The organism is Paraburkholderia unamae (genome assembly GCF_003096875.1).
Lineage (GTDB): Bacteria > Pseudomonadota > Gammaproteobacteria > Burkholderiales > Burkholderiaceae > Paraburkholderia > Paraburkholderia unamae.
On sequence record NZ_QEOB01000006.1, the window covers coordinates 167,049 to 188,139 of the forward strand.

Below are 21,091 nucleotides of genomic sequence, written 5' to 3' on the forward strand. Positions count from 1 at the left end.
AAGTCAGCCGAAGGAATGGGTTACCTGGGAGCCTTGTATTCTATGGCAGACGCGAACTGCTGCAACGTGCTCTGGGGCACTTCGCCAAGCAACGTGATGAAGTAGTCGCCGCGGCGCTTCACGAGCACGTGGGTCGCGCCGCTGCTGCCCGAGCCTTCCTTGCGGCTATTGTTCTTGACCGGTTCGACGAACACGGAAAGTGTGGAGAGCCCGTCCGAGAACACGGCCTGATCGACCGGAATGGGCGGCTCGCCCGAGTCGCGCGCGGCCATGGGGCGGCGCACTTCACGAATCTTGACGAAGCCCGGCGCGGCCTGGCCGAACGACCAGCCCTGCGCCTGCATGTCGACCGCTTCGAGCGGCGGGCGCACCACGTTCCAGCCCGCGGTATTGCGCATGCCGTTGACGATCGGGGTCTTGTCGACCGGCCCGCCAACACGCACCTGCGTGAACGCGAGTTGCTGGAGCACCTGGCCATTCGACGGATCGAGCATCTGCGAGCGCAGCAGCAGACCGGTTTTCGCGTCGGCCCACAGCTTGTAGGCGAAGCGGAAATTGTCCTTCGGATCGAGTTCGATCACCTGGCTGTCGAGACCCGCCACGCGGTCGGTGCCGAGCATCTTCGGCTCGTAGACGGCCAGTACCTGGTCGCCGCTCGTGGAAAGCAGCGCCGGAAAGGCGTCCCGGTTCTGGCGTTTTTCGACGACGAGCAGCTTGCGCTCGGGCACGAACGTATAGAGATCGTCGTTATGACGCAGCATCGTGCGCGGCTTGCCGTCGAGACTTTCGAGCTTCTCGAATTCGCCGTCCGCCTTCGATGCGTAGTGCGTGATGCGCGAGGACTGCACGAACTCGCCGCGCTGGTAGACGAAGGTGCCTTCGTAATTCTGCTGCTGGGCAGCCTGCTGGATGCGGTCGAGCCATTGCGCGGCGCTTTGGCGCGTGGCGGGATCGACCGCCGACGCGCCTTGCGCGCGGGCAGGCGAGACGGCAGACAGAGCGGTGAACATCACGGCTGCGCAGCAAATGAATGCCGGCAACCGCCCGAAGATTGTCGTTTTATTCAACCGCAATGTCTGCATCAAACTTATTGGCCTTGCGTGGTGAGAGCGGCAGAGCGGATATACGGCATGGAATCCGACATGACCGGCTGCTGCGCGAACTGCTGATGAGCCTGGAGATATTCGTCGAGGCGCGCGTCGCGGATGATATTACCGTCCTGAGCGCCGGAGACAGGCGCCGGCGTGGTGTTCATCGCCACACGTTGCACGCCGTCGCCCTGCGACTGCACGGCGGCGATTTGCGGCGCGCCCGCCATGCCCACGCCGCGCATTTGCGGCATGACGATCCACGTGAGCGTGGCAGCCGCAGCGGCCACGGCCAGCGACGGCATCACGCGGCGGCGCAGCGCGAGAATGCGCCCCACCCGCTCGTTGCGCCCCGCCTGCGCGCCCTGCGGCAGCGCCACCGGTGCGAGCAGATGCGGCTCGGCGTCAAAGCGCGCGGCGAAACCCGTCATGAAAGCGCGGCTCGCAGCCTGGCTGAGGGCCAGATCGTCCGAGCGCAGCACGTCGCCGATCAGGTGGTACTCCGACCAGGCGGCACGACCTTCACCGTCGAGTTCAAACAATTTACCGTTCAGATGCTCCTCGGCCGACCCTTCACCGTCGACAAAGGCGGACAGACGCTCGCCGCGCGAGCTTGATACCGATTGCATCGAGACCGACCCCATGATGCTCCCCATTTCCTGACAAACGTCCCTGGTGACACCAACAATTCTGGTGAATTGCGTCGCCGCCCGGGGCGAAGCTGGTGGTTTCTTACCAGCGCTTGCCTTCCGGAGTGTCCAGCAGCGGACGCAATTTTGCCGCAATGGCTTCCCGAGCGCGGAAAATTCTCGATCTGACGGTGCCGATCGGGCACCCCATCATCTCGGCAATTTCCTCGTAGCTCAGCCCTTCAATTTCCCGAAGCGTAATGGCGGTGCGCAACTCTTCCGGTAAAACCGCCATCGCAGCATTGACCGTCTGGGCGATCTGCTTGCTCATCAACATCGACTCGGGCGTGTTGATATCCCTTAGTTGATCGGCGTCCGAGAAAGTTTCCGCTTCTTCTGCATCTGCTTCGGTGGATGTCGGGGCGCGCCTTCCCTGGGTCGCAAGGTAGTTCTTCGCCGTATTGACAGCAATTCGGTACAACCACGTATAGAAAGCTGATTCACCACGAAATTGCGGGAGCGCCCGGTAGGCCTTGATGAAGGCGTCCTGGGCCACGTCCTCGACCTCGGCGGGGTCCCGCACGAGGCGCGAGATCAGCCGGATGATCTTGCGGTGGTATTTCGAGACCAGGAGCTCGAACGCGGCCTTGTCGCCTTTTTGCACGCGCTCGACCAGAACCTGATCAATTTCTTTTTCGCTCACCTGAAAAATCCGTTAGCTCATGAGTAGACGCGGGGGCACCATTGTAGCGTCCCCGCCACGGTCTCACGTTACGCGAGTAACAGCCGTTACATGCGTTACAGCGAAACGCGCTCAGCGGCCGGCCGCGCTGCGCGCGCGCACGGCGAGCGTATGGAAAGCTTGCGCGGGAAGTGCGTCGGCTGCAATGAGCAAGGTCGTGCGCCGCGCGCCCTGCTCCACGACGAGCGCAAGCAGCCACGCACCCCACTGCGACGCACCGGCGAGGCGCCCGGAGGCAACGCAAGCACCATCGCGCGCATACGCCGCGAGCGAATCCGGCCCGATTTCAAGAAACGCTGGCTGCCTGCGTCGCCAGGCCGCAGCGGCAAGCGCACCCGTGGCAAGGAACGCCAGCACGGCGGGCAAGGCGCGCCACGCGCCGAGCCACGGTGCAAGCGTCGTGTAGACGGCGGCCGTGGCCATGCCAAGCCCCGCCGCAACGAGCAGTTGCAGCGCGAGGGACGGACGCAGGGAAAGACGCGGCGCAGCGGCGCGCCGCGGGAGAAAAGCGGGAGCGCGACCGGCAGGCGCGTGCAACTGCGCCGGCGCGGCCGCTGTCTCGTCGTGCTGGATCAAGCGTGGCGCTTGAAGACGAGCGTGCCGTTCGTGCCGCCGAACCCGAACGAGTTCTTCAGCGCGACGTCGATCTTCATATCCCGCGCGGTGTTCGCGCAGTAGTCCAGGTCGCAAGCCGGGTCCTGGTTGAAGATGTTGATCGTCGGCGGCGACACCTGGTTGTGCACGGCGAGCACCGTGAACACCGACTCCAGGCCGCCCGCGCCGCCCAGCAGGTGGCCCGTCATCGACTTGGTGGAGTTCACGACGAGGTTCTTCGCATGGTCGCCGAACGCGCGCTTGATCGCCGTGGTTTCGGCGATGTCGCCAAGCGGCGTCGAGGTGCCGTGCGCGCTGACCCAGTTGACCTCGTTCGGGTTGATGCCCGCGTTGCGCATGGCGTACTGCATGCAGCGGCGCGCGCCGTCACCGTCTTCGAGCGGAGCGGTCATGTGATACGCATCGCCGCTCATGCCGTAGCCGCCGATTTCCGCGTAGATCTTCGCGCCGCGCGCCTTCGCGTGCTCGTACTCTTCGAGCACCATCACGCCTGCGCCCTCGCCCAGCACGAAACCGTCGCGGTCCTTGTCCCACGGGCGGCTGGCCGTTGCCGGGTCGTCGTTGCGCTGCGAAAGCGCACGCGCGGCCGCGAAGCCGCCGATACCGAGCGGCGAAACGGTCGATTCCGCGCCGCCCGCGATCATCACGTCGGCGTCGCCGTACTCGATCAGGCGCGAGGCTTCGCCGATGCAGTGCAGGCCGGTCGTACAGGCCGTCACCATGGCGAGGTTCGGGCCCTTGAGGCCGTACTTGATCGAGAGGTGGCCCGAGATCATGTTGATGATCGAGGCGGGCACGAAGAACGGCGAAATCCGGCGCGGACCGCGGTTGAGCAGTTCCGTTTGCGTGACTTCGATCATCGGCAGACCGCCGATGCCCGAGCCCACCACGACGCCCACGCGCTCCGAGTTTTCATCGGTGACTTCGAAGCCGCTGTCCTGCATCGCCTGGATGCCCGCAGCGATGCCGTAATGGATGAACGTATCCATGTGACGCGCTTCTTTCGCCGGCATGTAGTCTTCGACGTTGAAGCCCTTCACCTCGCCGGCAAAGCGGGTCGAGAAGTTCGTTGCGTCGAACTTCGTGATATTGGCGATGCCGGACTTCCCGGCGACCAGATTGGCCCAGCCGTCGGCAACATTATTGCCAACAGGCGAAATCAGCCCCAGGCCTGTAACAACAACTCGACGGCGGCTCACGGTAACCCCTTTTCCATAGATGACAAAAACAAAAGCCACAGAGGCCACAGGAAATGCTCCTGTGAGCCCTGTGGCTAGTTGACCGGCAGATGCCCCGCAACGGGTGCGGTGGGCGTACGCGGTTTCACGGGCGAGCGTCCTCGCGGGCCAAGCGCACGCAAACGGCGTGCGCGGCCCGGGCAGGAATCTGGCGCTTAGGCCTTGACGTTCGCGCGAGCGTAGTCGATCGCTTGCTGGACCGTCGTGATCTTCTCGGCTTCCTCGTCCGGGATTTCCATGCCGAACTCGTCTTCGAGAGCCATAACCAGTTCGACGGTGTCGAGCGAGTCGGCGCCCAGATCGTTCACGAACGAAGCTTCGTTCTTGATTTCAGCTTCGGCGACGCCCAGTTGTTCGGCGACGATCTTCTTGACGCGCTGTTCGATGTTGTCCATTACCCCTCCAAGGGAAAAAAGTTAGCTCATGAATGCGAGTGCGCGCATTTTATCAGGTTTGACCTGGCTGAAAAGCGGCGCTCGAGGTTCCGGAACGGCTATCCGCGACGGCGCTTGAGCAAGGTTTTGCATCAGGCGCATCAAGGCGCGGATAGTACCTGAATCCGGTTAAGACATATACATGCCGCCGTTCACGTGCAACGTCGTGCCCGTGATGTAGGCCGCCTGCGGCGATGCGAGAAACACGACTGCGTGGGCGATGTCCTCCGGGCTGCCGAGGCGGCCCAGCGGAATCTGTTGCTTGAGCGCGGCCTGCTGCTCGGCCGGCAGATCCTTCGTCATGTCGGTGTCGATGAAGCCCGGCGCGACACAGTTCACGGTGATGCCGCGGCTGCCGATCTCGCGTGCGAGCGCGCGCGTCATGCCCGCCACGCCGGCCTTGGCGGCCGCGTAGTTGACCTGACCGGGGTTGCCCGACGAGCCCACCACCGAGGTGATGTTGATGATGCGGCCGCCCTTGGCCTTCATCATCGGGCGCAGCACGGCGCGCGAGAGGCGGAACACCGACTTCAGGTTCGTGTCGATCACCGAATCCCACTCGTCGTCTTTCATGCGCATCGCCAGGTTGTCCTGCGTGATGCCCGCATTGTTGACGAGGATCGCAAGCGCGCCGAATTCCTTGACGGTGGCGTCGATGAGCGCTTCTGCCGCAGCAGCGTCGTTCACGTTGAGCACCGCGCCGCGACCCTTCACGCCCGCCGCTTCGAAGGCGGCCGTGATGGCCTGCGCGCCCGCTTCGCTGGTGGCCGTGCCGATCACCGTCGCGCCCTGGCGCGCCAGCTCGAGCGCGATCGCCCGGCCGATGCCGCGCGTGGCGCCGGTCACGATCGCGGCTTGATTGTCGAGAGTTTTTTCCATCGTTCGAATCCGTTAGCGGTTTGGCTTAGGCCTTGAGCAGCGCGAGGGTTTCCTCGAGCGACTTCGGATCGGCCACCGAGGCGCCGACCAGGTTGCCGTCGATACGCTTCGTGAGGCCCGCGAGCACTTTGCCCGGACCGCATTCGATCACGTGCGTCGCGCCTTGCGCGGCGATCGCCTTCACGCATTCCACCCAGCGCACGGGGCCGGCGGCCTGGCGCACGAGCGCGTCGCGAATCTTGGCGGGATCGGTTTCGAACGCCACGTCCACGTTGTTCACCACGGGAACTTGTGGCGCGTTCAGCGTGACGCTCGCGAGGTAGTCGCGCAACTGGTCCGAGGCGGGCTTGAGCAGCGACGAATGGAACGGCGCCGAAACCGGCAGCGGCAGCGCGCGCTTGGCGCCCTTCGCCTTGGCGACTTCACAGGCCTTCTCGACCGCACCCTTGTGGCCCGCGATCACGACTTGCGCCGGTGCGTTGAAGTTCACGGCTTCGACCACGCCGCCGCTCGCGGCGGCAGCTTCCGTGCAAACCTCGCGCACGGCGTCGTCGTCGAGGCCGAGCACGGCGGCCATGCCGCCCTCGCCCACCGGCACCGCGTTTTGCATGGCCTGCGCGCGAAAACGCACGAGCGGCACGGCGTCGCGGAACGCGAGCACGCCGGCGGCGACGAGCGCCGTGTATTCGCCGAGGCTGTGGCCCGCGACGATTGCCGGCGCCGGGCCGCCTGCCTGCTGCCACGCGCGATAAACGGCGTAGGCGGCGGTCAGCATGACCGGCTGCGTGTTGGTGGTGAGATTGAGCTCTTCAGCGGGGCCTGCGGCGATCAGCTTGCCGAGGTCCTGGCCCAGCGCGTCGGACGCTTCTTGCAGCGTCTCGCGCACGATAGCGTTATCGGCGAAGGCGTCGAGCATGCCGACGGCCTGCGAGCCTTGTCCGGGAAAAACGAACGCGAATTTCATAACGTCCCCAAATTCGATCAAAACGGGTGGGCGATGCGCTCGAATGAACCGCTGCCGGCCGCGCGCGTGTTGCGTGCGGCGGCCTTGCAGCGGGAGCGCGAAAGCCCGCTCAGGAATTTCAGAAGCGGATGACGGAGGCGCCCCAGGTGAAGCCGCCGCCCACACCTTCGATCAGCACGTTCTGGCCGCGCTTGATGCGGCCGTCGCGCACCGCGACGTCGAAGGCGAGCGGAATCGACGCCGCCGAGGTGTTGCCATGTTCACCCACCGTCACCACCATGCGCTCGGCGGGCAGGCCGAGCTTGCGGCAGGTGCCCTGCATGATGCGGATGTTGGCCTGGTGCGGAATCAGCCAGTCGACCTGATCGGCGGTGAGCTGCGCCTTCTCGAGCGCTTCGATGGCGACCTTTTCGAGCACGTTCACAGCCAGCTTGAACACGGCCTGGCCGTCCATGTGCAGGAACGCGTTGCCCGCGATCACGCCGCCGTTCACGTTGCCCGGCGTGCACAGGATATGCGCATAGCTGCCGTCCGCGTGCAGCGCGCTCGAGAGCACGCCGGGTTCGTCGGACGCCTGGAGCACGATCGCGCCCGCGCCGTCGCCGAACAGCACGCACGTGGTGCGGTCGCTGAAATCGAGGATGCGCGAGAACGTCTCCGCGCCGACCACCAGCGCCGTGCGGTGCTGGCCGCTGCGGATCAGGCTGTCGGCCACCGAAACGGCGTACGCGAAGCCCGAACACACGGCCTGCACGTCGAACGCCGCGCCGTGATTGCGGATGCCGAGCTTGTTCTGCAACAGGCAGGCCGTGCTCGGAAACACGAAATCGGGCGTGGAGGTGGCGACGATGATGAGGTCGATCGCTTGCGGATCGACGTCCGCGGCCGCGATCGCGCGCTGCGACGCGGCGAGCGCGAGTTCGCTCGTCGTGACGTCGGGCGCGGCGAAATGGCGCGCGTGGATGCCCGTGCGGGCCACGATCCATTCGTCGCTCGTCTCGACGCCTTTGGCGGCGAGCCGTTCGGCCAGTTCCTGGTTGGTGACGCGATCAGGCGGAAGATAGCTGCCCGTGCCGATCACGCGGGAATAGAGAGTCGATTGAGCCATTATGCCTTCGAGGATGATGCGGCGCCGGGCGGCACCTCGCCTGCCACCGGTCCGGGGGCGGCCGGAGCCTGCGCGGCTTGCACGTTCTGGGCGCTGCCGGGCTCGCCTGCCGCCCGTTCGAACGAACCGGCGTTTTCTTCCATGGCGTGAGCAAGGCGCTCCGATACGCCATTTTTGACGGCATCATACCCGCGATTGATCGCACACTCAAACGCGTAGGCGTCGGCCGAGCCGTGGCTCTTGATGACGAGACTTTTGAGGCCGAGCAGCGCGGCGCCGTTGTACTGGCGATGGTCCACACGTTTCTTGAAGCGCATGAGCACCGGCAACGCGGCCACCGCCATGAGCTTCGTGAGCCACGAGCGGCCGAACTCTTCCTTGATCATGTCGTTGAGCATCTGCGCGAGGCCCTCCGACGTCTTGAGCGCGACATTCCCAACGAAACCGTCACAGACAATGACGTCGACGGTGCCCTTGTAAATGTCGTTGCCTTCGACATTGCCGCGGAAATTCAGCGTGCTCGCACGCAGGAGCTCGCCCGCGCGCTTGATGGTCTCGTTGCCCTTGATGACTTCTTCGCCGATGTTCAGGAGCCCGATGGTTGGGCGGTCCTTGCCTTCGAGCGCGGCGACGAGCGCATGGCCCATTTCCGCGAACTGCAACAGATGCTGCGGTTCGCAGTCGACGTTCGCGCCGAGGTCGAGCATCGTCGTGTAGCCGCGCGGGTTCGGCATCGCGAAGGCGATGGCCGGGCGCTCGATGCCGGGCAGCGTCTTGAGCACATAGCGCGAGACGGCCATGAGCGCGCCCGTGTTGCCGGCGGAGACGCAGGCCTGGGCCTCGCCTTCCTTCACGCGATTGAGCGCGACGCGCATCGACGAATCTTTCTTCTTGCGCAGGGCGACCTCGACCGGATCGTCCATAGCGACGACCTCGGTGGCGGGTACGACGGAAAGCGCAGGATGGTCCGACGCCTTCAGCTTTTTCAGCTGGGCGCGAACCGCCGACTCGACACCCACGAGCATGAGATGCGCGTCGGGATGCGAGCGGACGAAATGGACTGCGGCAGGCACCGTCACCGACGGGCCGTGGTCGCCTCCCATGCAATCTATCGTGAGCGTAACAGTCATGGAATGCGACGGATTTCAGGCATAAAAAAGCGGCAGTTGAATGCCGCCTTTTTTGCCGAGCCGAAATATGGTCAAGCGAACGGAATCGCCATGTGCGGCGCACCGTGGAACACCACCGCGCCGCACGCTGGAACGATTAGTCGTTCTTGGTCTTGACGACTTTCTTGCCGCGGTAATAGCCGTTCGGGCTGATGTGGTGACGCAGATGCACTTCACCCGTGCTCGGCTCGACGGCCAGCGGCGCGCCCGTGAGGAAATCGTGCGAGCGGTGCATGCCGCGCTTCGACGGCGACTTCTTGTTTTGTTGAACTGCCATGATAACTCCTGAAAATTTTCCGAATTCTAACACAGCCCGATCCGGCCGCCGCCACCCTTGGGAGGTGGCCGGACTCCGGGCTCAGGCCCACGCGTCTGGTACTGCCTGCCCTGCCAGCAGCTTTAATGCTTGCTGCCAGGACCGTCCTTCTTGAGCGATTCGAGCGCCGCAAACGGGTTGACGCGCTCTTCCGGCTCGATTTCCTGCTCCGGCACGTCGTCCACGGAGTCCACGCCGTCCGCGCCATCGGCACCCGAGGCGAGACTTTCGTGCACTTCCGGACAGACTTCGTGCTTCGGCACCAGCGGCAGCGCGAGCAACAGCTCCTCTTCGATCAAGTCGACGAGATCGAAATGGCGCGAGCCCACGATCACTTCGACTTCATCGTCGTCGAGCGGAAACTCGTCCGCCTCTTCTTCCGTCTGGACGATACGGAAGGTCGCATCCGCATTGAATGCCTGCTCATAGGGAGCAAGGCACCGCTGGCACGTGAGCCACGCGCCACCGTGGACAGCCAGGCGCAGGTATGGCTGCGGCCCTTCGGTCCCGTTTTCCTGCAATTCCTGCTGGGTAAAGCCCGCCGCCTGCCACGTGAACGCGGTGTCGCGATCTGGCGCCTCGGCCGGGACTTCGTTTAACATGCGCGGCATTTGCGAGACGCGCACGACGCCCGCTGCTTCGCGCTCGCTGCGCGCGAATTCGAAGAGATCGAAGTCGCGCGGATTCAGTTCGGCGCCAGCAGGCTTACCAGGATGTTCGGTCATGTGCACTCTCCTGCTTCAGGGTGTGCGGCCGGCGTTCGCTTAATCTGACAGCTTAACCCGGCAGCTTGAACCGCCAGTCACCCGGCTTGCCTGGCACGCCGCCCCGCTGCGCCGGCAACGCCACGGCGATCGAGTCTCAGGCTAGTCTGCTCGTCTTCTGCCCGCCGCGCCGCAAAATTCAGGCGCCTGCGCAAGACGTGCGACGAGAGCGTACCAATGAAAAGCCCAAAATCATATCGCCTTTATCTTTGTGAGTCAAACACTTAAGCTCGCGTACGCAAGTGCCTGTGTGAGCGAGGATTTCGGGCGATTTTACGAGGTGCGGCGGCAACTCCGCCCCCGTTTTTCGCTACCCGAACTGACGCTACAGGCACCGTTTCAGCTGCTTTTCTGTTCCGCGCTTACCTATTCCGTCTACTCCGACCGATCATGCTGGATTCTCCTTCGCAAACCCCGCGCACGGGCCACCCCGCTCTCATCCTCGCCTCCAGTTCGCGCTACCGGCGTGAACTGCTCGAGCGCCTGCGCATTGCGTTCACCACGGCCGTGCCCGCCGTGGACGAAACGCCGCAGCCCGGCGAAACGCCCGAAGCCACGGCGCTGCGCCTCGCCGAGGCCAAGGCGCGCGCCGTGGCCGCAACGCTGCCCACCGGCGCCGGACGCACGCTCGTGATCGGGTCCGACCAGGTCGCCACGTTCGACGGCCGCCAGATCGGCAAGCCCGGCACGCACGAGCGCGCCCTCGCGCAGTTGCAGTCCATGCGCGGCCGCGAAGTGTTGTTCCATAGTGCCCTGAGCCTGCTCGACACCGCTACTGGCCAAACGGATACCGTCGATATCGTCACGAAGGTACGCTTTCGCGACCTGCCCGACGCCGCGCTCGACGCCTATCTGCGCGCCGAGACGCCCTACGACTGCGCGGGCAGCGCGAAAGCGGAAGGGCTCGGCATCGCGCTGCTCGAAGCCATCGAATCGGACGACCCCACCGCCCTGATCGGCCTGCCGCTCATCGCGCTCACGCGCATGCTGCTCGCCGCGGGCTATCCGCTGCTGGAGACACAGGCATGACGACCACAACCAAGGGCACGCTCTATCTGATCCCGAACACGCTCGGCGAAGGCGACGACGACGCGCTCAACGCCGTGCTGCCCGCCCCGGTGCGCGAGCGCGCGGGCACGCTCGCGAGCTATATCGGCGAAAACGCCAAGACCACGCGCGCGTTCCTCAAGCGCGTGGGCACGACGCTGCCGATCCAGGAAATCGAGATCCACGAGCTCAATGTCAATACGCCGGCCGGCGCAATTGACAAGCTGCTCGCGCCGCTGCTCGCCGGCGTCGACACCGGGCTGGTTTCCGAGGCGGGCGTGCCCGCCGTCGCCGATCCGGGCGCGCTGCTCGTGCGGCGTGCGCACGAACGCGGCATCAAGGTCGTGCCGCTCGTGGGCCCGAGTTCGATCCTGCTCGCGTTGATGGCGTCGGGCCTGAACGGCCAGAGCTTCGCATTTCACGGCTACCTGCCCGTTGACGCGAACGAGCGCGTGAAGAAGCTGCGCGAACTGGAGCAGATCTCGCGAAAAGGCAAACAAACGCAAATTTTCATCGAGACGCCCTACCGCAACCGCACGCTGCTCGACGCCTTGCTCGCGAACTGCGCGCCCTCCACGCTCGTATGCGTCGCAGCCGACCTCACGCTGCCCACCGAGACGATCCTCAGCCGCGCCGTGTCCGACTGGAAGAAAAAGCCCGCGCCGGAGTTGCACAAGCGGCCGGCGATCTTCCTGCTGCTCGCGAATTGAGCGTTTAACTGCGCGCTCGGCTAAGCGCGCCTCAGCGCGAAAACCAATCGGCCGCTGCGTGACTCACTCACGCAGCGGCCGATTTTCCTTGAAGCCGAACCGGAGCCGCGCGGGCGCTCAGTGCAGCGCCGGCTTGCCGCCGAGCAGCAGCGAATGCACGGCGGCCGAGCCAATGCTCGCGCCAACGCGCTTCGCCACGCGGTCGGTCAGGCTCTGCTTGACCGTGTAATCGACGACATCGGGCGCCTTGATGATTTCGCGCGCCACGTAATCGGTGTCGCCGTAGCCGTCAGCCAGACCGAGCTCCACGCTCTTCTGGCCGGTCCAGAACAGGCCCGAGAAGATGTCCGGCGAGTCCTTCAGGCGCTTGCCGCGCCCCGCCTTCACCGTGTCGATGAACTGCTGATGGATCTGGTCGAGCATTTCCTGCGCGTGCGCGTCCATCTTCGGCGTGTCGGGCGAGAACGGATCGAAGAAACCCTTGTTTTCCCCCGAGGTGCGCAGGCGCCGCTGGATGCCGAGCTTGTCCATCAGGCCCGTGAAGCCAAAGCCGTCCATCAGCACGCCGATCGAGCCCACGATGCTCGCCTTGTTGACGTAGATCTTGTCGGCCGCGGCGGCGACGTAATAGCCGCCCGAGGCGCACATGTCGCCCACCACCACGTAGAGCGGGATGGCCGGGTACTTCGTGCGCAAACGCCGGATCTCGTCGTTGATGATGCCCGCCTGCACCGGGCTGCCGCCAGGGCTGTCGATGTGCAGGATCACGCCCACGGTGCCGTCGTCGTCGAACGCGCTGTCGAGCGCGCTGATGATGTCGTCGGCGTTCGCCGAGGTGTCGGAGCCGATTTCGCCGTCGAGCGAGACGAGCGCCGTGTGGCGCCCTTCGCTCTCCACGCGCGCACCCGAAATGTCGAGCACCGCCCAGGCGAGCACGACCAGGACCGCGAGAAAAGCAAAGCGAAAGAAGATCCGCCAGCGCCGCGCCGCGCGCTGTTCGGTGATGGCGGCAAGCGCGATGCGTTCGAGCGCCTCGCGCTCCCAACCGGGCGCCGGCGCGCCGCGGTCTGACGAAGCCGCGCGCGGCGCTTCGTTCGAATCAGGGGTCGGATTGTCGGACATGCGAGCGGTAAAAGGTCACGATAGGGTCGGACGCAAATCGTCGTCCGGGAGCCAGAATACCGTACGGCCCTCGGGTGTGTCGCGTTCCTCGACGCGCACGGGGCGCAATCGTCCGCCGCGGCACGGCCCGCCCACGCATTTGCCCGTCTCGGGCTGGTAGATCGCGCCGTGCGTCGCGCACATCAGATAAAGCCCGGACGACTCGAAGAACTGGCCCTCGACCCAGTCGAGCTCCATCGGCACGTGCGCGCAGCGGTTCAGGTAGCCGTAGACCTCGCCGCCGTAGCGCACGAAGAACACCACGGCGTCGCCGCCCGCGTAGCTTGCGCTCATGCGCCGCCCTTCGCCGCCCTCGACAAGTTCTTCGGCCGCGCACACGCGCACCGGATCGTGCACCGACGCCACCGGCGCGGTGCTCACGCGTGCTCCCGCAGCCACAGCGCGAGCGCCGCGACGTCCTGCGCAACGAAACGCGGCTCGAGCTTTTCGAGCGCCCCCGAAGCGTGCGCGCCATAAGCCACGCCCACACCCGCCGCGCCCGCGTTGATCGCCATTTGCAGGTCGTGCGTCGTGTCGCCGACCATCACCGTGCGGTTCAGATCCTGCCCCAGTTCGCGCGTCAGCTCGTGGAGCATGGCCGGATGCGGCTTGGAGAAGGTTTCGTCGGCACAGCGCGTGCCGTCGAAAAGGCTCGTGAGGTGCGAGTCGGCCAGGGCCCGGTTGAGCCCGACGCGGCTCTTGCCGGTCGCCACGGCGAGCAGGTAGCCGGTGTCGCGCAACTCCGTGAGCATTTCGCGCACGCCCGTGAACAGCTCGGTTTGCTGATCCTTGAGCAGATAGTGAATGCGGTAGCGCTCGACGAGCCGCGGATAGTCCGCCGGATCGAGCGTGGGCGCGGCGATCTGCAACGCCTCGCGCAGGCCGAGGCCGATCACGTAGCTCGCCGCCTCGTCGCCGGGCACCGGCAGGCCGAGGTCCCGGCACGCCGCCTGGATGCTGCGCGTGATATGGGCGGTCGAGTCCATCAAGGTGCCGTCCCAGTCGAACACAATCAGATCAAATTGCTGTCGGGCCATACAGGGCTTCTCCAAACACTGTCATATTTTTTGTCATTCCGGTCGGGCCGCGTCAGGCGCGGGCGAGGCGTTCGCGCTGTCGCGCTGCGCGCGCAACCCCTCGACGAAGCCGCGGCAATCCGCCGGCAGCGGCGCCTCGAACTGCAACGGCTCGCCCGTAATGGGGTGCGCGAGCTTCAGGCGATGCGCATGCAGGAACATGCGCTTGATGCCCGGCCGCGCGCCGGTGCGCGCGAGCGCCTTGTTGAGGGCGAAGTCGCCGTACTTGGCGTCGCCGACGATGGGCAGCCCGAGGTGCGCAAGGTGCACGCGGATCTGGTGCGTGCGCCCCGTCTTGAGCTCGGCTTCGAGCAGCGCATAACCGGGCCAGCGCTCGATGAGATTGAACACCGTATGCGAGGGCATGCCGTCGGGCTGCACGCGCACGCGGCGCTCGCCTTCCGGGGTCAGATACTTGTGCAGCGGCTCCTTCACGGCGCGCCGGCGGCCCCAGTCGCTCGCCCATTCGCCGTGGACGCAGGCGAAATAGCGCTTGTCGGTCTGGTTGTCGCGCATCTGCGCGTGCAGGCCCACGAGCGCGGCGCGCTTCTTGGCGAGCATGAGCACGCCCGAGGTCTCGCGGTCGAGCCGGTGGACCAGTTCGAGAAACTTGCCCTGCGGGCGCGCCTCGCGCAACTGCTCGATCACGCCGAACGCCACGCCGCTGCCGCCGTGTACGGCCACGCCGGCGGGTTTGTCGATGACGAGCAGCGCGTCGTCCTCATAGAGCACCGGAAACTGGGCGGCCGGCACGGGCGCGGCACCGGCGGGCGCGCTCGACTGCGACGTGCGGATGGGCGGCACGCGCACGACGTCGCCTTCGGCGAGCCGGTACTGCGCGTCGACCCGGCCCTTATTCACGCGCACTTCCCCGCTGCGCAAAATGCGATAGATGTGGCTCTTCGGCACGCCTTTGCAGACGCGCAGGAGGAAATTGTCGATGCGCTGACCGGCCGCGCCCTCGTCGATTTCGACGAACGAAACCTGGTCGCTCGCGACCTGATTCTGGGATGTTTTGCCTAACCCTTTCATTCTGAATATAATTTGCCCAGCGCCGACGCAATGGTAGGCCAAACGGCCAAATGTCCTGCGAACCCCAAGAGGGTTATCCTGGACTCGGACCACGCGGCGAGCGCAGGCTGCAAGCGATAAACGGTTATTTTACTTGCGCCCGGGGCTGGTTGCTCACCCCGCTTGATGAGAAGCAACGAGTTGCACGCATGGAATCCCGCACCGGCAGGGACGGCGCCCACAGGCACGTTCGGTCAGGGACGGCTCCGACGGTAACGGAACATTGGTATAAAGAATTTATCCGGCGTGTCCCGCCGCGCGGTCGAAGTGACCGTCGCTGGAGGCGCTGGTGGCGAAAATACGGCGAGCGCCCGAAGCGTCCTGGCAACGTGCAGGACATGGCGACGTCAAAAAGTGGCGAGACATCCCGAGGGGGAAGACGGGCGTTCCTGACAAGCTTCCCGTGCGCGGCCCGGATTGAATCTGTGGCCGCGAACCTGATCCAGCCGTACGCGCGCGCGGTTCGCCGCTGCGGCAGGCGTCTGTCATGGCCGTTGCCATGGCACAGCCGGCAGGTGGATCGGAAGCGCAGGAAAACCGTGCCGTCGCGAACCCGCGGCATGTCTCTTCGCTTCTTGAAGACGTATTTCGCATGTGCCCACGCGGCCCCGTCCTCGGCAACGCAACGCCGGACCGGCGCCCAGAAAAGGCAATTCTCCCCGCCATCGTTCCCGCTCCAGCGTGCTTGTGACAACACAATAAGGCGCGGCTCGCCGCTGCCCGCACCGTGCTGCCTGGCGTCGCCGCCGCGCACCGTGCGGCTTGCGCGCGAACGCACTGGAGTCGTTCTATGAAACGAATGCTGTTCAACGCGACACAGCAGGAAGAACTGCGTGTCGCTATCGTCGATGGACAGAAGCTGATTGACATCGACATCGAAACCGCCGGGCGCGAACAGCGCAAAGGCAATATCTACAAGGGCATCGTCACGCGCATCGAGCCTTCGCTCGAAGCGTGTTTCGTCAACTACGGCGAAGATCGCCACGGCTTCCTGCCGTTCAAGGAAGTCGCCCGCCAGTACTTCCGCGAAGGCATCGACATGCGCGGCGCGCGCATTCAGGACGCCCTCAAGGAAGGTCAGGAACTGATCGTCCAGGTCGAGAAGGAAGAGCGTGGCAACAAGGGCGCAGCCCTCACCACGTTCATCTCGCTCGCCGGCCGCTACCTCGTCCTCATGCCGAACAACCCGCGCGGCGGCGGCGTGTCGCGCCGCATCGAGGGTGACGACCGTCAGGAACTGCGCGAAACCATGGCGCAGCTGCAACTGCCGGACGGCATGAGCATCATCGCGCGCACGGCCGGCATCGGCCGCTCCGCCGAAGAGCTCCAGTGGGACCTGAACTACCTGCTGCAACTGTGGCGCGCCATCGAAGCGGCATCGCAGGCCGGCACGTCCGGTCAGCCCATGCTGATCTACCTGGAGTCGAGCCTCGTCATTCGCGCGATCCGCGACTACTTCCAGCCCGACATCGGCGAAATCCTCATCGACACCACCGAGATCTATGACCAGGCACGCGCCTTCATGGATATCGTGATGCCGGACAATGTCAATAAGGTGAAGCGGTATCACGACGACGTGCCGCTGTTCTCGCGTTTCCAGATCGAGCACCAGATCGAAACGGCGTACTCGCGCACCGTCCCGCTGCCCTCGGGCGGCGCGATCGTGATCGACCACACCGAAGCACTGGTCGCCATCGACGTGAACTCGGCGCGCGCCACCAAGGGCGCCGACATCGAGGAAACCGCCGCGCGCACCAACCTGGAAGCCGCCGACGAAGTGGCGCGCCAGTTGCGTCTGCGCGATCTGGGCGGCCTGATCGTGATCGACTTCATCGACATGGAGTCGGCCAAGAGCCAGCGCGAAGTCGAGCAACGCCTGAAGGACGCCCTGCGCCACGACCGCGCACGCGTGCAGATGGGCAAGATCTCGCGCTTCGGCCTGATGGAGCTGTCGCGCCAGCGTCTGCGCCCGGCCCTCTCGGAAGGCAGCCACGTCACCTGCCCGCGCTGTAACGGCACGGGTCATATCCGCGATACGGAATCGTCGGCGCTTCAGGTCCTGCGCATCATCCAGGAAGAAGCGATGAAGGAGCACACCGCGGCAATCCATTGCCAGGTGCCGGTCGAAGTGACCGCCTTCCTGCTGAACGAAAAGCGTTCGGAAATCAACAAGATCGAGTCGCGCTTCAAGGTCGGCGTCGTGCTGATTCCGAACAAGCATCTCGAAACGCCGCACTACAAGCTCGAGCGTCTGCGTCACGACGACGCGCGTCTCGACGACCCGCGCGCCTCGTGGAAGATGGCCGAGGAAGCGGCTCGCGAACTGGAGTCGGAAACCGGCTACAGCAAGCGCAGCGCCGAAGCCAAGCCGAAGCAGGAAGCGGCGGTCAAGGGCATCACGCCGGAACGTCCGGCGCCGAGCGCACCGGTCAAGCCGGCCGAGACCGCGCCCGTCGCGGCGCCCGTGGCCGTCACGCCCGCAGGCGGCGGCTTCTTCGGCTGGGTCAAGCGCCTCTTTGGCGGCGCACCGGCAGCGGCACCCGCGCCGGCGCCGGTCGCACAACCCGAAAAGACCGCTCGCCCGACCCGCGAAGCCCGCACCGAGCGCGGCGACAAGACCGGCGGCGACCGCAACCGTAACCGCCGTACCGGCGGGCGCGACGCGGCTGGCCGTGGCGAAGCCACGGGCGGCGCACGCACCGGCCAGCCGTCTGGCCGCCGCGAGGATCGCGAACCGCGCGAGCAACGTGAACCGCGCGAACCGCGTGAGCAACGTGAAGCACGCGAAGGCCGTGCCCCGCGCGAGCAACGCGAGCCGCGTGAACCGCGCGAGCAACGCGAGCCGCGTGAACCGCGCGAGCAACGTGAACCGCGTGAAAGCCGTGAAGCACGCGCCGATCGCGAACAGCGCATCGAACGCGTCGAACGTGGCCAGGAGCGCAGCGAAGTGACGCCGGAAGCCGGCGCCGCCCGCAGCGAACGCCAGGAACGCGGCGAGCGCCGTGAGCGTGGCGAACGTGCCGAGCGCGGTGAGCCGCGCCGTCGCCAGCCGGCGGAAGCCTCGGAGGCCCAGGAAGAACGTCTGGACGCCGCATCGACGGCAGCCGCCGAAGGCGTCGAAGCGCCGCAAACCGAACTGAGCGAAGGCGCAGGCCAGGGCCTCGACGAAGACGGCCTGCCGCGTGAAGGTGAAGAGCGCCGCCGCCGCCGTCGCGGCCGTCGCGGCGGTCGTCGCGAGCGCGAGACGGAAGCCGCTGGCTTCACGTCGGACGCTGAAGGCCAGGAAGCCCCGGAAGGTGGCGAGAATGAAGCCGCGCCGCAGCAACCGGCCATCGAGCAGCCCGCCATTGCGGCCCAGGTGCACGAAGCACCGGCTGTGGAAGCGCGCGTCGAATCCGTGATCGAAACGACTGTCGTGACCGCATTGCCGGCCGCCGCAGTGGTTGCCGAAGCGGGCCAGACGCCGGTCGTCGCCGTGACGACCACGCCGGTCGAAACCGTCGCCCCCGAAGCTGTGCACGCCGCAGCGCCGGCAGCCCCGGTCGAGCCGACGCCCGCGCCGGTCGAAACCGCGCCCGTGGTGGAGCAGAAGGCAGAAGAGCCGGCGCCCCCGGTCGCTGCGGCCGAACCCGCTGTCGAAGCCGTCGTCGCGTCGGTCGCTCCCGTAGCCCCCGTGGCGACGGAAACGCCGGTCGAGCCGACCGAGCCGGTCCAGCCGGTTCAGGTCGAATCGCAGCCGGCCGTGCGTGAAGACCGCGTCGAAGCGCCGCAGGCTGAAGCGCCCGTGGCTCAACCGGAGGCGGCGCCAGTCGCCGTCGAGACTGCCCCGGCGGTCGTCGCAACCACCGAGCCGGCCGCGCAGCGCCCGGCCCCGGCGGCTGCGGCCGCCACCGGCGGCTCGGCCGACACGCTGCGTCCGATGCTGGAATCGGCAGGCCTCGTGTGGGTCAACACCGACGCCGGCAAGCTGGAAGCCGCCCAGCAAGTCGCCGCGCAGATCGTGAAGCCCGCGCGCGCGCCGCGCGAGCGCAAGGCGCTGGCCCCGGTCGACGCAACGCCGATGCAACAGGTCGAGACCTCCCGCCAGCCGTAAGCGCTACGGGTGTCACCGACACCGCGCCGGGCTTCCAGGCCCGGCGCCATCCCCCAAAAGCCCGCCCGTTCCGGCGGGCTTTTTTTTGGCGGCTTTTTTGATATATCAGCGTTCTCCCTCGGCAGTCGCCAATGCCCGGTTCGGCTAGAATCGAAGCAACGCGAGAACGAAGACACCATGTCCCGACGCATCATCCCTGTTGCCGATATCCGCACGCTGCCGCCCAAACCGGCTGCGGGGCCCGCGCGCACGCCCTCGGGCGCGGTGTTCGACGCGCTCGCACGGCCGCTGCGCGACCTGCGCATTTCGGTCACCGACCGCTGTAATTTCCGCTGCGTCTACTGCATGCCGCGCTCGGTGTTCGACAAGGACTACCCGTTTCTGCCGCATTCCGCGCTGCTTTCACTCGAAGAAATCGAGCGCCTGGCGCGGCTTTTCGTAGCACTCGGCGTCACCAAGATCCGCCTCACGGGCGGCGAGCCGCTGCTGCGCAAGAACATCGAATTCCTGATCGAGCGCCTCGCCGCACTGCGCACGCCCTCGGGCGAACCGCTCGACCTCACGCTCACCACCAACGGCTCGCTTCTCGCCCGCAAGGCGCGCGCCCTGCGCGACGCGGGCCTCACGCGCGTGACGGTGAGCCTCGACGCGCTCGACGACGCCCTCTTTCGCCGCATGAACGACGCCGACTTCGCGGTGGCCGACGTGCTCGACGGCATTGCCGCGGCGCAAGCCGTGGGTCTCGCGCCGCTCAAGGTCAACATGGTCGTCAAGCGCGGCACGAACGACGGCGAGATCGTGCCGCTCGCCCGCCATTTCCGCGGCTCGGGCGTGGCGCTGCGCTTCATCGAATACATGGACGTGGGCACTTCGAACGGCTGGAACATGACCGAGGTGCTGCCGTCGGCCGAGGTCGTCGCCCGCATTGCCGAGCACTGGCCGCTCGTGCCGCTGGAAGCGCATAGCGCCGCCGAAACGGCGCAGCGTTGGGGCTACGCCGACGGCGCAGGCGAGATCGGCGCGATATCGAGCGTGACGCGCGCATTCTGCGGCGACTGCACCCGCGCGCGCCTGTCGACCGAGGGCAAGCTGTACCTGTGCCTTTTCGCCTCGATGGGCTACGACCTGCGCGCGTTGGTGCGCAACGGCGCCACCGACGCGGAACTCACCGGCGCGATCGCGCAAGTCTGGGAAGGCCGCGCCGACCGCTACTCGCAACTGCGCGGCAGCGCGCAGGCGCCCGCCTCCGCGGACGAGCGCCGCATCGAAATGTCCTACATCGGTGGCTGACACGCCCCCCGAGCCCATCCTGCCGATGAGCGAGCGCACCATTCCCGCCGAATCGATCACCGGCCTCGTGCTCGCGGGCGGCCGCGGCCAGCGCATGGGCGGCGTGGACAAGGGCCTCCAGATATTGCACGGCAAGCCGCTCGCGGCCCATGTGCTCGCCCGCCTCGCGCCGCAAGCGGGTGCGCTCGCCATCAGCGCGAACCGCAACCAGGACGCCTATGCAGCGCTCGGCGCGCCGTGGCGCGCGAGCGTGCTCGCCGACACGCTGCCCGACTTCCCCGGCCCCCTCGCGGGACTGCTCGCGGGCCTGCGCGCCGCGCACACCGAGTGGCTCCTCACGGCACCCTGCGACTCGCCCTGGCTGCCCGCCGACCTGGCCGCGCGACTGGGCCACGCGGCGCTCGCCCACGGCGCGGCCGGCGCCGACATCGTGACCGCGACCACGACGAACGCCGCAGGCGTCGTCTCGCTGCATCCCGTTTTCGCGCTCGTGCGCACCTCGCTCGCCGACGACCTCGCCGCCTTCCTCGCGGCGGGCGAGCGCAAAGTGCGTGCGTGGTACGCGCGCCACAAGGCCGCCGAAGTCGCCTTTGCCGATGAACGTGCGTTTTACAATATCAATTCCTTACAGGAACTGGCCGAACTCGAACGCGCCTGAATTGCAATCGGGCGGCGCCCGGCCAGCCGCCGTCCCCGG

General features: G+C 66.4%; 21 protein-coding genes. 5 read left to right on the forward strand and 16 right to left on the reverse strand.

Translation table 11 applies throughout. From position 1 onward, the window contains the following. Nucleotides 1-20: 20 nt before the first annotated feature. From C7402_RS14515 to C7402_RS14570, 12 genes are all read right to left on the reverse strand, one after another. A complete protein-coding gene (locus tag C7402_RS14515) occupies nt 21-1,082 on the reverse strand; it encodes a MucB/RseB C-terminal domain-containing protein (protein WP_116611236.1) in 1,062 nt (353 codons plus the stop codon). Nucleotides 1,083-1,087: 5 nt separating this feature from the next. Next, on the reverse strand, nt 1,088-1,732 hold the full coding sequence (locus C7402_RS14520) for a sigma-E factor negative regulatory protein (protein WP_116611123.1): 645 nt from the start codon (nt 1,730-1,732) through the stop codon (nt 1,088-1,090). An 88-nt stretch (nt 1,733-1,820) separates the two neighbouring features. Beyond that, nucleotides 1,821-2,420 (reverse strand): RNA polymerase sigma factor RpoE, encoded by a 600-nt coding sequence (rpoE, locus tag C7402_RS14525; RefSeq protein WP_027795258.1) that lies wholly within the window; start codon nt 2,418-2,420, stop codon nt 1,821-1,823. Nucleotides 2,421-2,531: 111 nt separating this feature from the next. Further along, nucleotides 2,532-3,035 (reverse strand): protein YgfX, encoded by a 504-nt coding sequence (locus C7402_RS14530; RefSeq protein ID WP_224042493.1) that lies wholly within the window; start codon nt 3,033-3,035, stop codon nt 2,532-2,534. After that, nucleotides 3,032-4,273, reverse strand: a complete 1,242-nt coding sequence (fabF, locus tag C7402_RS14535; protein WP_112171268.1) for a beta-ketoacyl-ACP synthase II — start codon at nt 4,271-4,273, stop codon at nt 3,032-3,034. The genes C7402_RS14530 and fabF overlap by 4 nt, the downstream gene beginning before the upstream one ends. Before the next feature lie 194 nt (nt 4,274-4,467). Then, nucleotides 4,468-4,707 carry an acyl carrier protein gene (acpP, locus tag C7402_RS14540; RefSeq protein ID WP_004197638.1) on the reverse strand — a complete coding sequence of 80 codons (240 nt, stop codon included), beginning with the start codon at nt 4,705-4,707 and terminating at the stop codon, nt 4,468-4,470. A gap of 168 nt (nt 4,708-4,875) precedes the next feature. Beyond that, nucleotides 4,876-5,625 carry a 3-oxoacyl-ACP reductase FabG gene (gene fabG, locus C7402_RS14545; protein ID WP_112171269.1) on the reverse strand — a complete coding sequence of 250 codons (750 nt, stop codon included), beginning with the start codon at nt 5,623-5,625 and terminating at the stop codon, nt 4,876-4,878. A 25-nt stretch (nt 5,626-5,650) separates the two neighbouring features. Then, the gene (gene fabD / locus C7402_RS14550) at nt 5,651-6,589 is read right to left on the reverse strand and encodes an ACP S-malonyltransferase (RefSeq protein WP_116611124.1); all 939 of its coding nucleotides are present in this window, start codon (nt 6,587-6,589) and stop codon (nt 5,651-5,653) included. Between the two features lie 118 nt (nt 6,590-6,707). Continuing rightward, nucleotides 6,708-7,697 carry a beta-ketoacyl-ACP synthase III gene (locus tag C7402_RS14555; RefSeq protein WP_112171271.1) on the reverse strand — a complete coding sequence of 330 codons (990 nt, stop codon included), beginning with the start codon at nt 7,695-7,697 and terminating at the stop codon, nt 6,708-6,710. Beyond that, nucleotides 7,697-8,827: a phosphate acyltransferase PlsX gene (gene plsX / locus C7402_RS14560; RefSeq protein WP_112171272.1), complete on the reverse strand. Its 1,131-nt coding sequence runs from the start codon at nt 8,825-8,827 to the stop codon at nt 7,697-7,699. The genes C7402_RS14555 and plsX overlap by 1 nt, the downstream gene beginning before the upstream one ends. Nucleotides 8,828-8,963: 136 nt before the next feature. Further along, a complete protein-coding gene (rpmF, locus tag C7402_RS14565; RefSeq protein ID WP_018441573.1) occupies nt 8,964-9,143 on the reverse strand; it encodes a 50S ribosomal protein L32 in 180 nt (59 codons plus the stop codon). 122 nt (nt 9,144-9,265) lie between these two features. Next, complete coding sequence (locus C7402_RS14570) at nt 9,266-9,907, reverse strand: DUF177 domain-containing protein (protein WP_116611125.1); 642 nt, start codon at nt 9,905-9,907, stop codon at nt 9,266-9,268. A 429-nt stretch (nt 9,908-10,336) separates the two neighbouring features. Here C7402_RS14570 and C7402_RS14575 point away from each other — a divergent pair, with 429 nt between their 5' ends. Together C7402_RS14575 and C7402_RS14580 are read left to right on the forward strand one after the other, a co-directional pair. Then, entirely contained in the window at nt 10,337-10,975 is a 639-nt protein-coding gene (locus C7402_RS14575) for a Maf-like protein (protein ID WP_116611126.1), read from the forward strand. Continuing rightward, entirely contained in the window at nt 10,972-11,703 is a 732-nt protein-coding gene (locus tag C7402_RS14580; protein WP_116611127.1) for an SAM-dependent methyltransferase, read from the forward strand. The genes C7402_RS14575 and C7402_RS14580 overlap by 4 nt, the downstream gene beginning before the upstream one ends. 117 nt (nt 11,704-11,820) lie before the next feature. Here C7402_RS14580 and C7402_RS14585 read toward each other — a convergent pair whose 3' ends face one another. Genes C7402_RS14585 through C7402_RS14600 form a run of 4 tightly spaced genes read right to left on the reverse strand, consistent with a single transcriptional unit; the run spans nt 11,821 to nt 14,972 of the window. Further along, entirely contained in the window at nt 11,821-12,825 is a 1,005-nt protein-coding gene (locus C7402_RS14585) for a S49 family peptidase (protein WP_116611128.1), read from the reverse strand. A 15-nt stretch (nt 12,826-12,840) separates the two neighbouring features. Continuing rightward, nucleotides 12,841-13,245 carry a Rieske (2Fe-2S) protein gene (locus C7402_RS14590; protein WP_224042502.1) on the reverse strand — a complete coding sequence of 135 codons (405 nt, stop codon included), beginning with the start codon at nt 13,243-13,245 and terminating at the stop codon, nt 12,841-12,843. Next, nucleotides 13,242-13,901 (reverse strand): HAD-IA family hydrolase, encoded by a 660-nt coding sequence (locus C7402_RS14595; RefSeq protein ID WP_112171277.1) that lies wholly within the window; start codon nt 13,899-13,901, stop codon nt 13,242-13,244. Before C7402_RS14595 ends, C7402_RS14590 begins: the two co-directional genes overlap by 4 nt. A gap of 33 nt (nt 13,902-13,934) precedes the next feature. Further along, nucleotides 13,935-14,972 (reverse strand): RluA family pseudouridine synthase, encoded by a 1,038-nt coding sequence (locus C7402_RS14600; protein WP_112171278.1) that lies wholly within the window; start codon nt 14,970-14,972, stop codon nt 13,935-13,937. A gap of 829 nt (nt 14,973-15,801) precedes the next feature. Here C7402_RS14600 and C7402_RS14605 point away from each other — a divergent pair. From C7402_RS14605 to mobA, 3 genes are all read left to right on the forward strand, one after another. Continuing rightward, the gene (locus C7402_RS14605) at nt 15,802-19,104 is read left to right on the forward strand and encodes an Rne/Rng family ribonuclease (RefSeq protein ID WP_116611129.1); all 3,303 of its coding nucleotides are present in this window, start codon (nt 15,802-15,804) and stop codon (nt 19,102-19,104) included. A gap of 177 nt (nt 19,105-19,281) precedes the next feature. Beyond that, nucleotides 19,282-20,394 (forward strand): GTP 3',8-cyclase MoaA, encoded by a 1,113-nt coding sequence (gene moaA / locus C7402_RS14610; protein ID WP_116611130.1) that lies wholly within the window; start codon nt 19,282-19,284, stop codon nt 20,392-20,394. A 25-nt stretch (nt 20,395-20,419) separates the two neighbouring features. Next, on the forward strand, nt 20,420-21,052 hold the full coding sequence (gene mobA, locus C7402_RS14615) for a molybdenum cofactor guanylyltransferase MobA (RefSeq protein ID WP_116611239.1): 633 nt from the start codon (nt 20,420-20,422) through the stop codon (nt 21,050-21,052). The last annotated feature ends 39 nt before the right edge of the window (nt 21,053-21,091 follow it).

Excerpts from the sequence above, each read along its gene's own strand:
- C7402_RS14515 (WP_116611236.1), bottom strand. The coding sequence starts at position 1,082 with ATGCAGACATTGCGGTTGAATAAAACGACAATCTTCGGGCGGTTGCCG.
- C7402_RS14520 (WP_116611123.1), bottom strand. The coding sequence starts at position 1,732 with ATGGGGTCGGTCTCGATGCAATCGGTATCAAGCTCGCGCGGCGAGCGT.
- acpP (WP_004197638.1), bottom strand. The coding sequence starts at position 4,707 with ATGGACAACATCGAACAGCGCGTCAAGAAGATCGTCGCCGAACAACTG.
- fabG (WP_112171269.1), bottom strand. The coding sequence starts at position 5,625 with ATGGAAAAAACTCTCGACAATCAAGCCGCGATCGTGACCGGCGCCACG.
- fabD (WP_116611124.1), bottom strand. The coding sequence starts at position 6,589 with ATGAAATTCGCGTTCGTTTTTCCCGGACAAGGCTCGCAGGCCGTCGGC.
- C7402_RS14555 (WP_112171271.1), bottom strand. The coding sequence starts at position 7,697 with ATGGCTCAATCGACTCTCTATTCCCGCGTGATCGGCACGGGCAGCTAT.
- plsX (WP_112171272.1), bottom strand. The coding sequence starts at position 8,827 with ATGACTGTTACGCTCACGATAGATTGCATGGGAGGCGACCACGGCCCG.
- rpmF (WP_018441573.1), bottom strand. The coding sequence starts at position 9,143 with ATGGCAGTTCAACAAAACAAGAAGTCGCCGTCGAAGCGCGGCATGCAC.
- C7402_RS14570 (WP_116611125.1), bottom strand. The coding sequence starts at position 9,907 with ATGACCGAACATCCTGGTAAGCCTGCTGGCGCCGAACTGAATCCGCGC.
- C7402_RS14575 (WP_116611126.1), top strand. The coding sequence starts at position 10,337 with ATGCTGGATTCTCCTTCGCAAACCCCGCGCACGGGCCACCCCGCTCTC.
- C7402_RS14580 (WP_116611127.1), top strand. The coding sequence starts at position 10,972 with ATGACGACCACAACCAAGGGCACGCTCTATCTGATCCCGAACACGCTC.
- C7402_RS14585 (WP_116611128.1), bottom strand. The coding sequence starts at position 12,825 with ATGTCCGACAATCCGACCCCTGATTCGAACGAAGCGCCGCGCGCGGCT.
- C7402_RS14595 (WP_112171277.1), bottom strand. The coding sequence starts at position 13,901 with ATGGCCCGACAGCAATTTGATCTGATTGTGTTCGACTGGGACGGCACC.
- C7402_RS14600 (WP_112171278.1), bottom strand. The coding sequence starts at position 14,972 with ATGAAAGGGTTAGGCAAAACATCCCAGAATCAGGTCGCGAGCGACCAG.
- C7402_RS14605 (WP_116611129.1), top strand. The coding sequence starts at position 15,802 with ATGAAACGAATGCTGTTCAACGCGACACAGCAGGAAGAACTGCGTGTC.
- moaA (WP_116611130.1), top strand. The coding sequence starts at position 19,282 with ATGTCCCGACGCATCATCCCTGTTGCCGATATCCGCACGCTGCCGCCC.
- mobA (WP_116611239.1), top strand. The coding sequence starts at position 20,420 with ATGAGCGAGCGCACCATTCCCGCCGAATCGATCACCGGCCTCGTGCTC.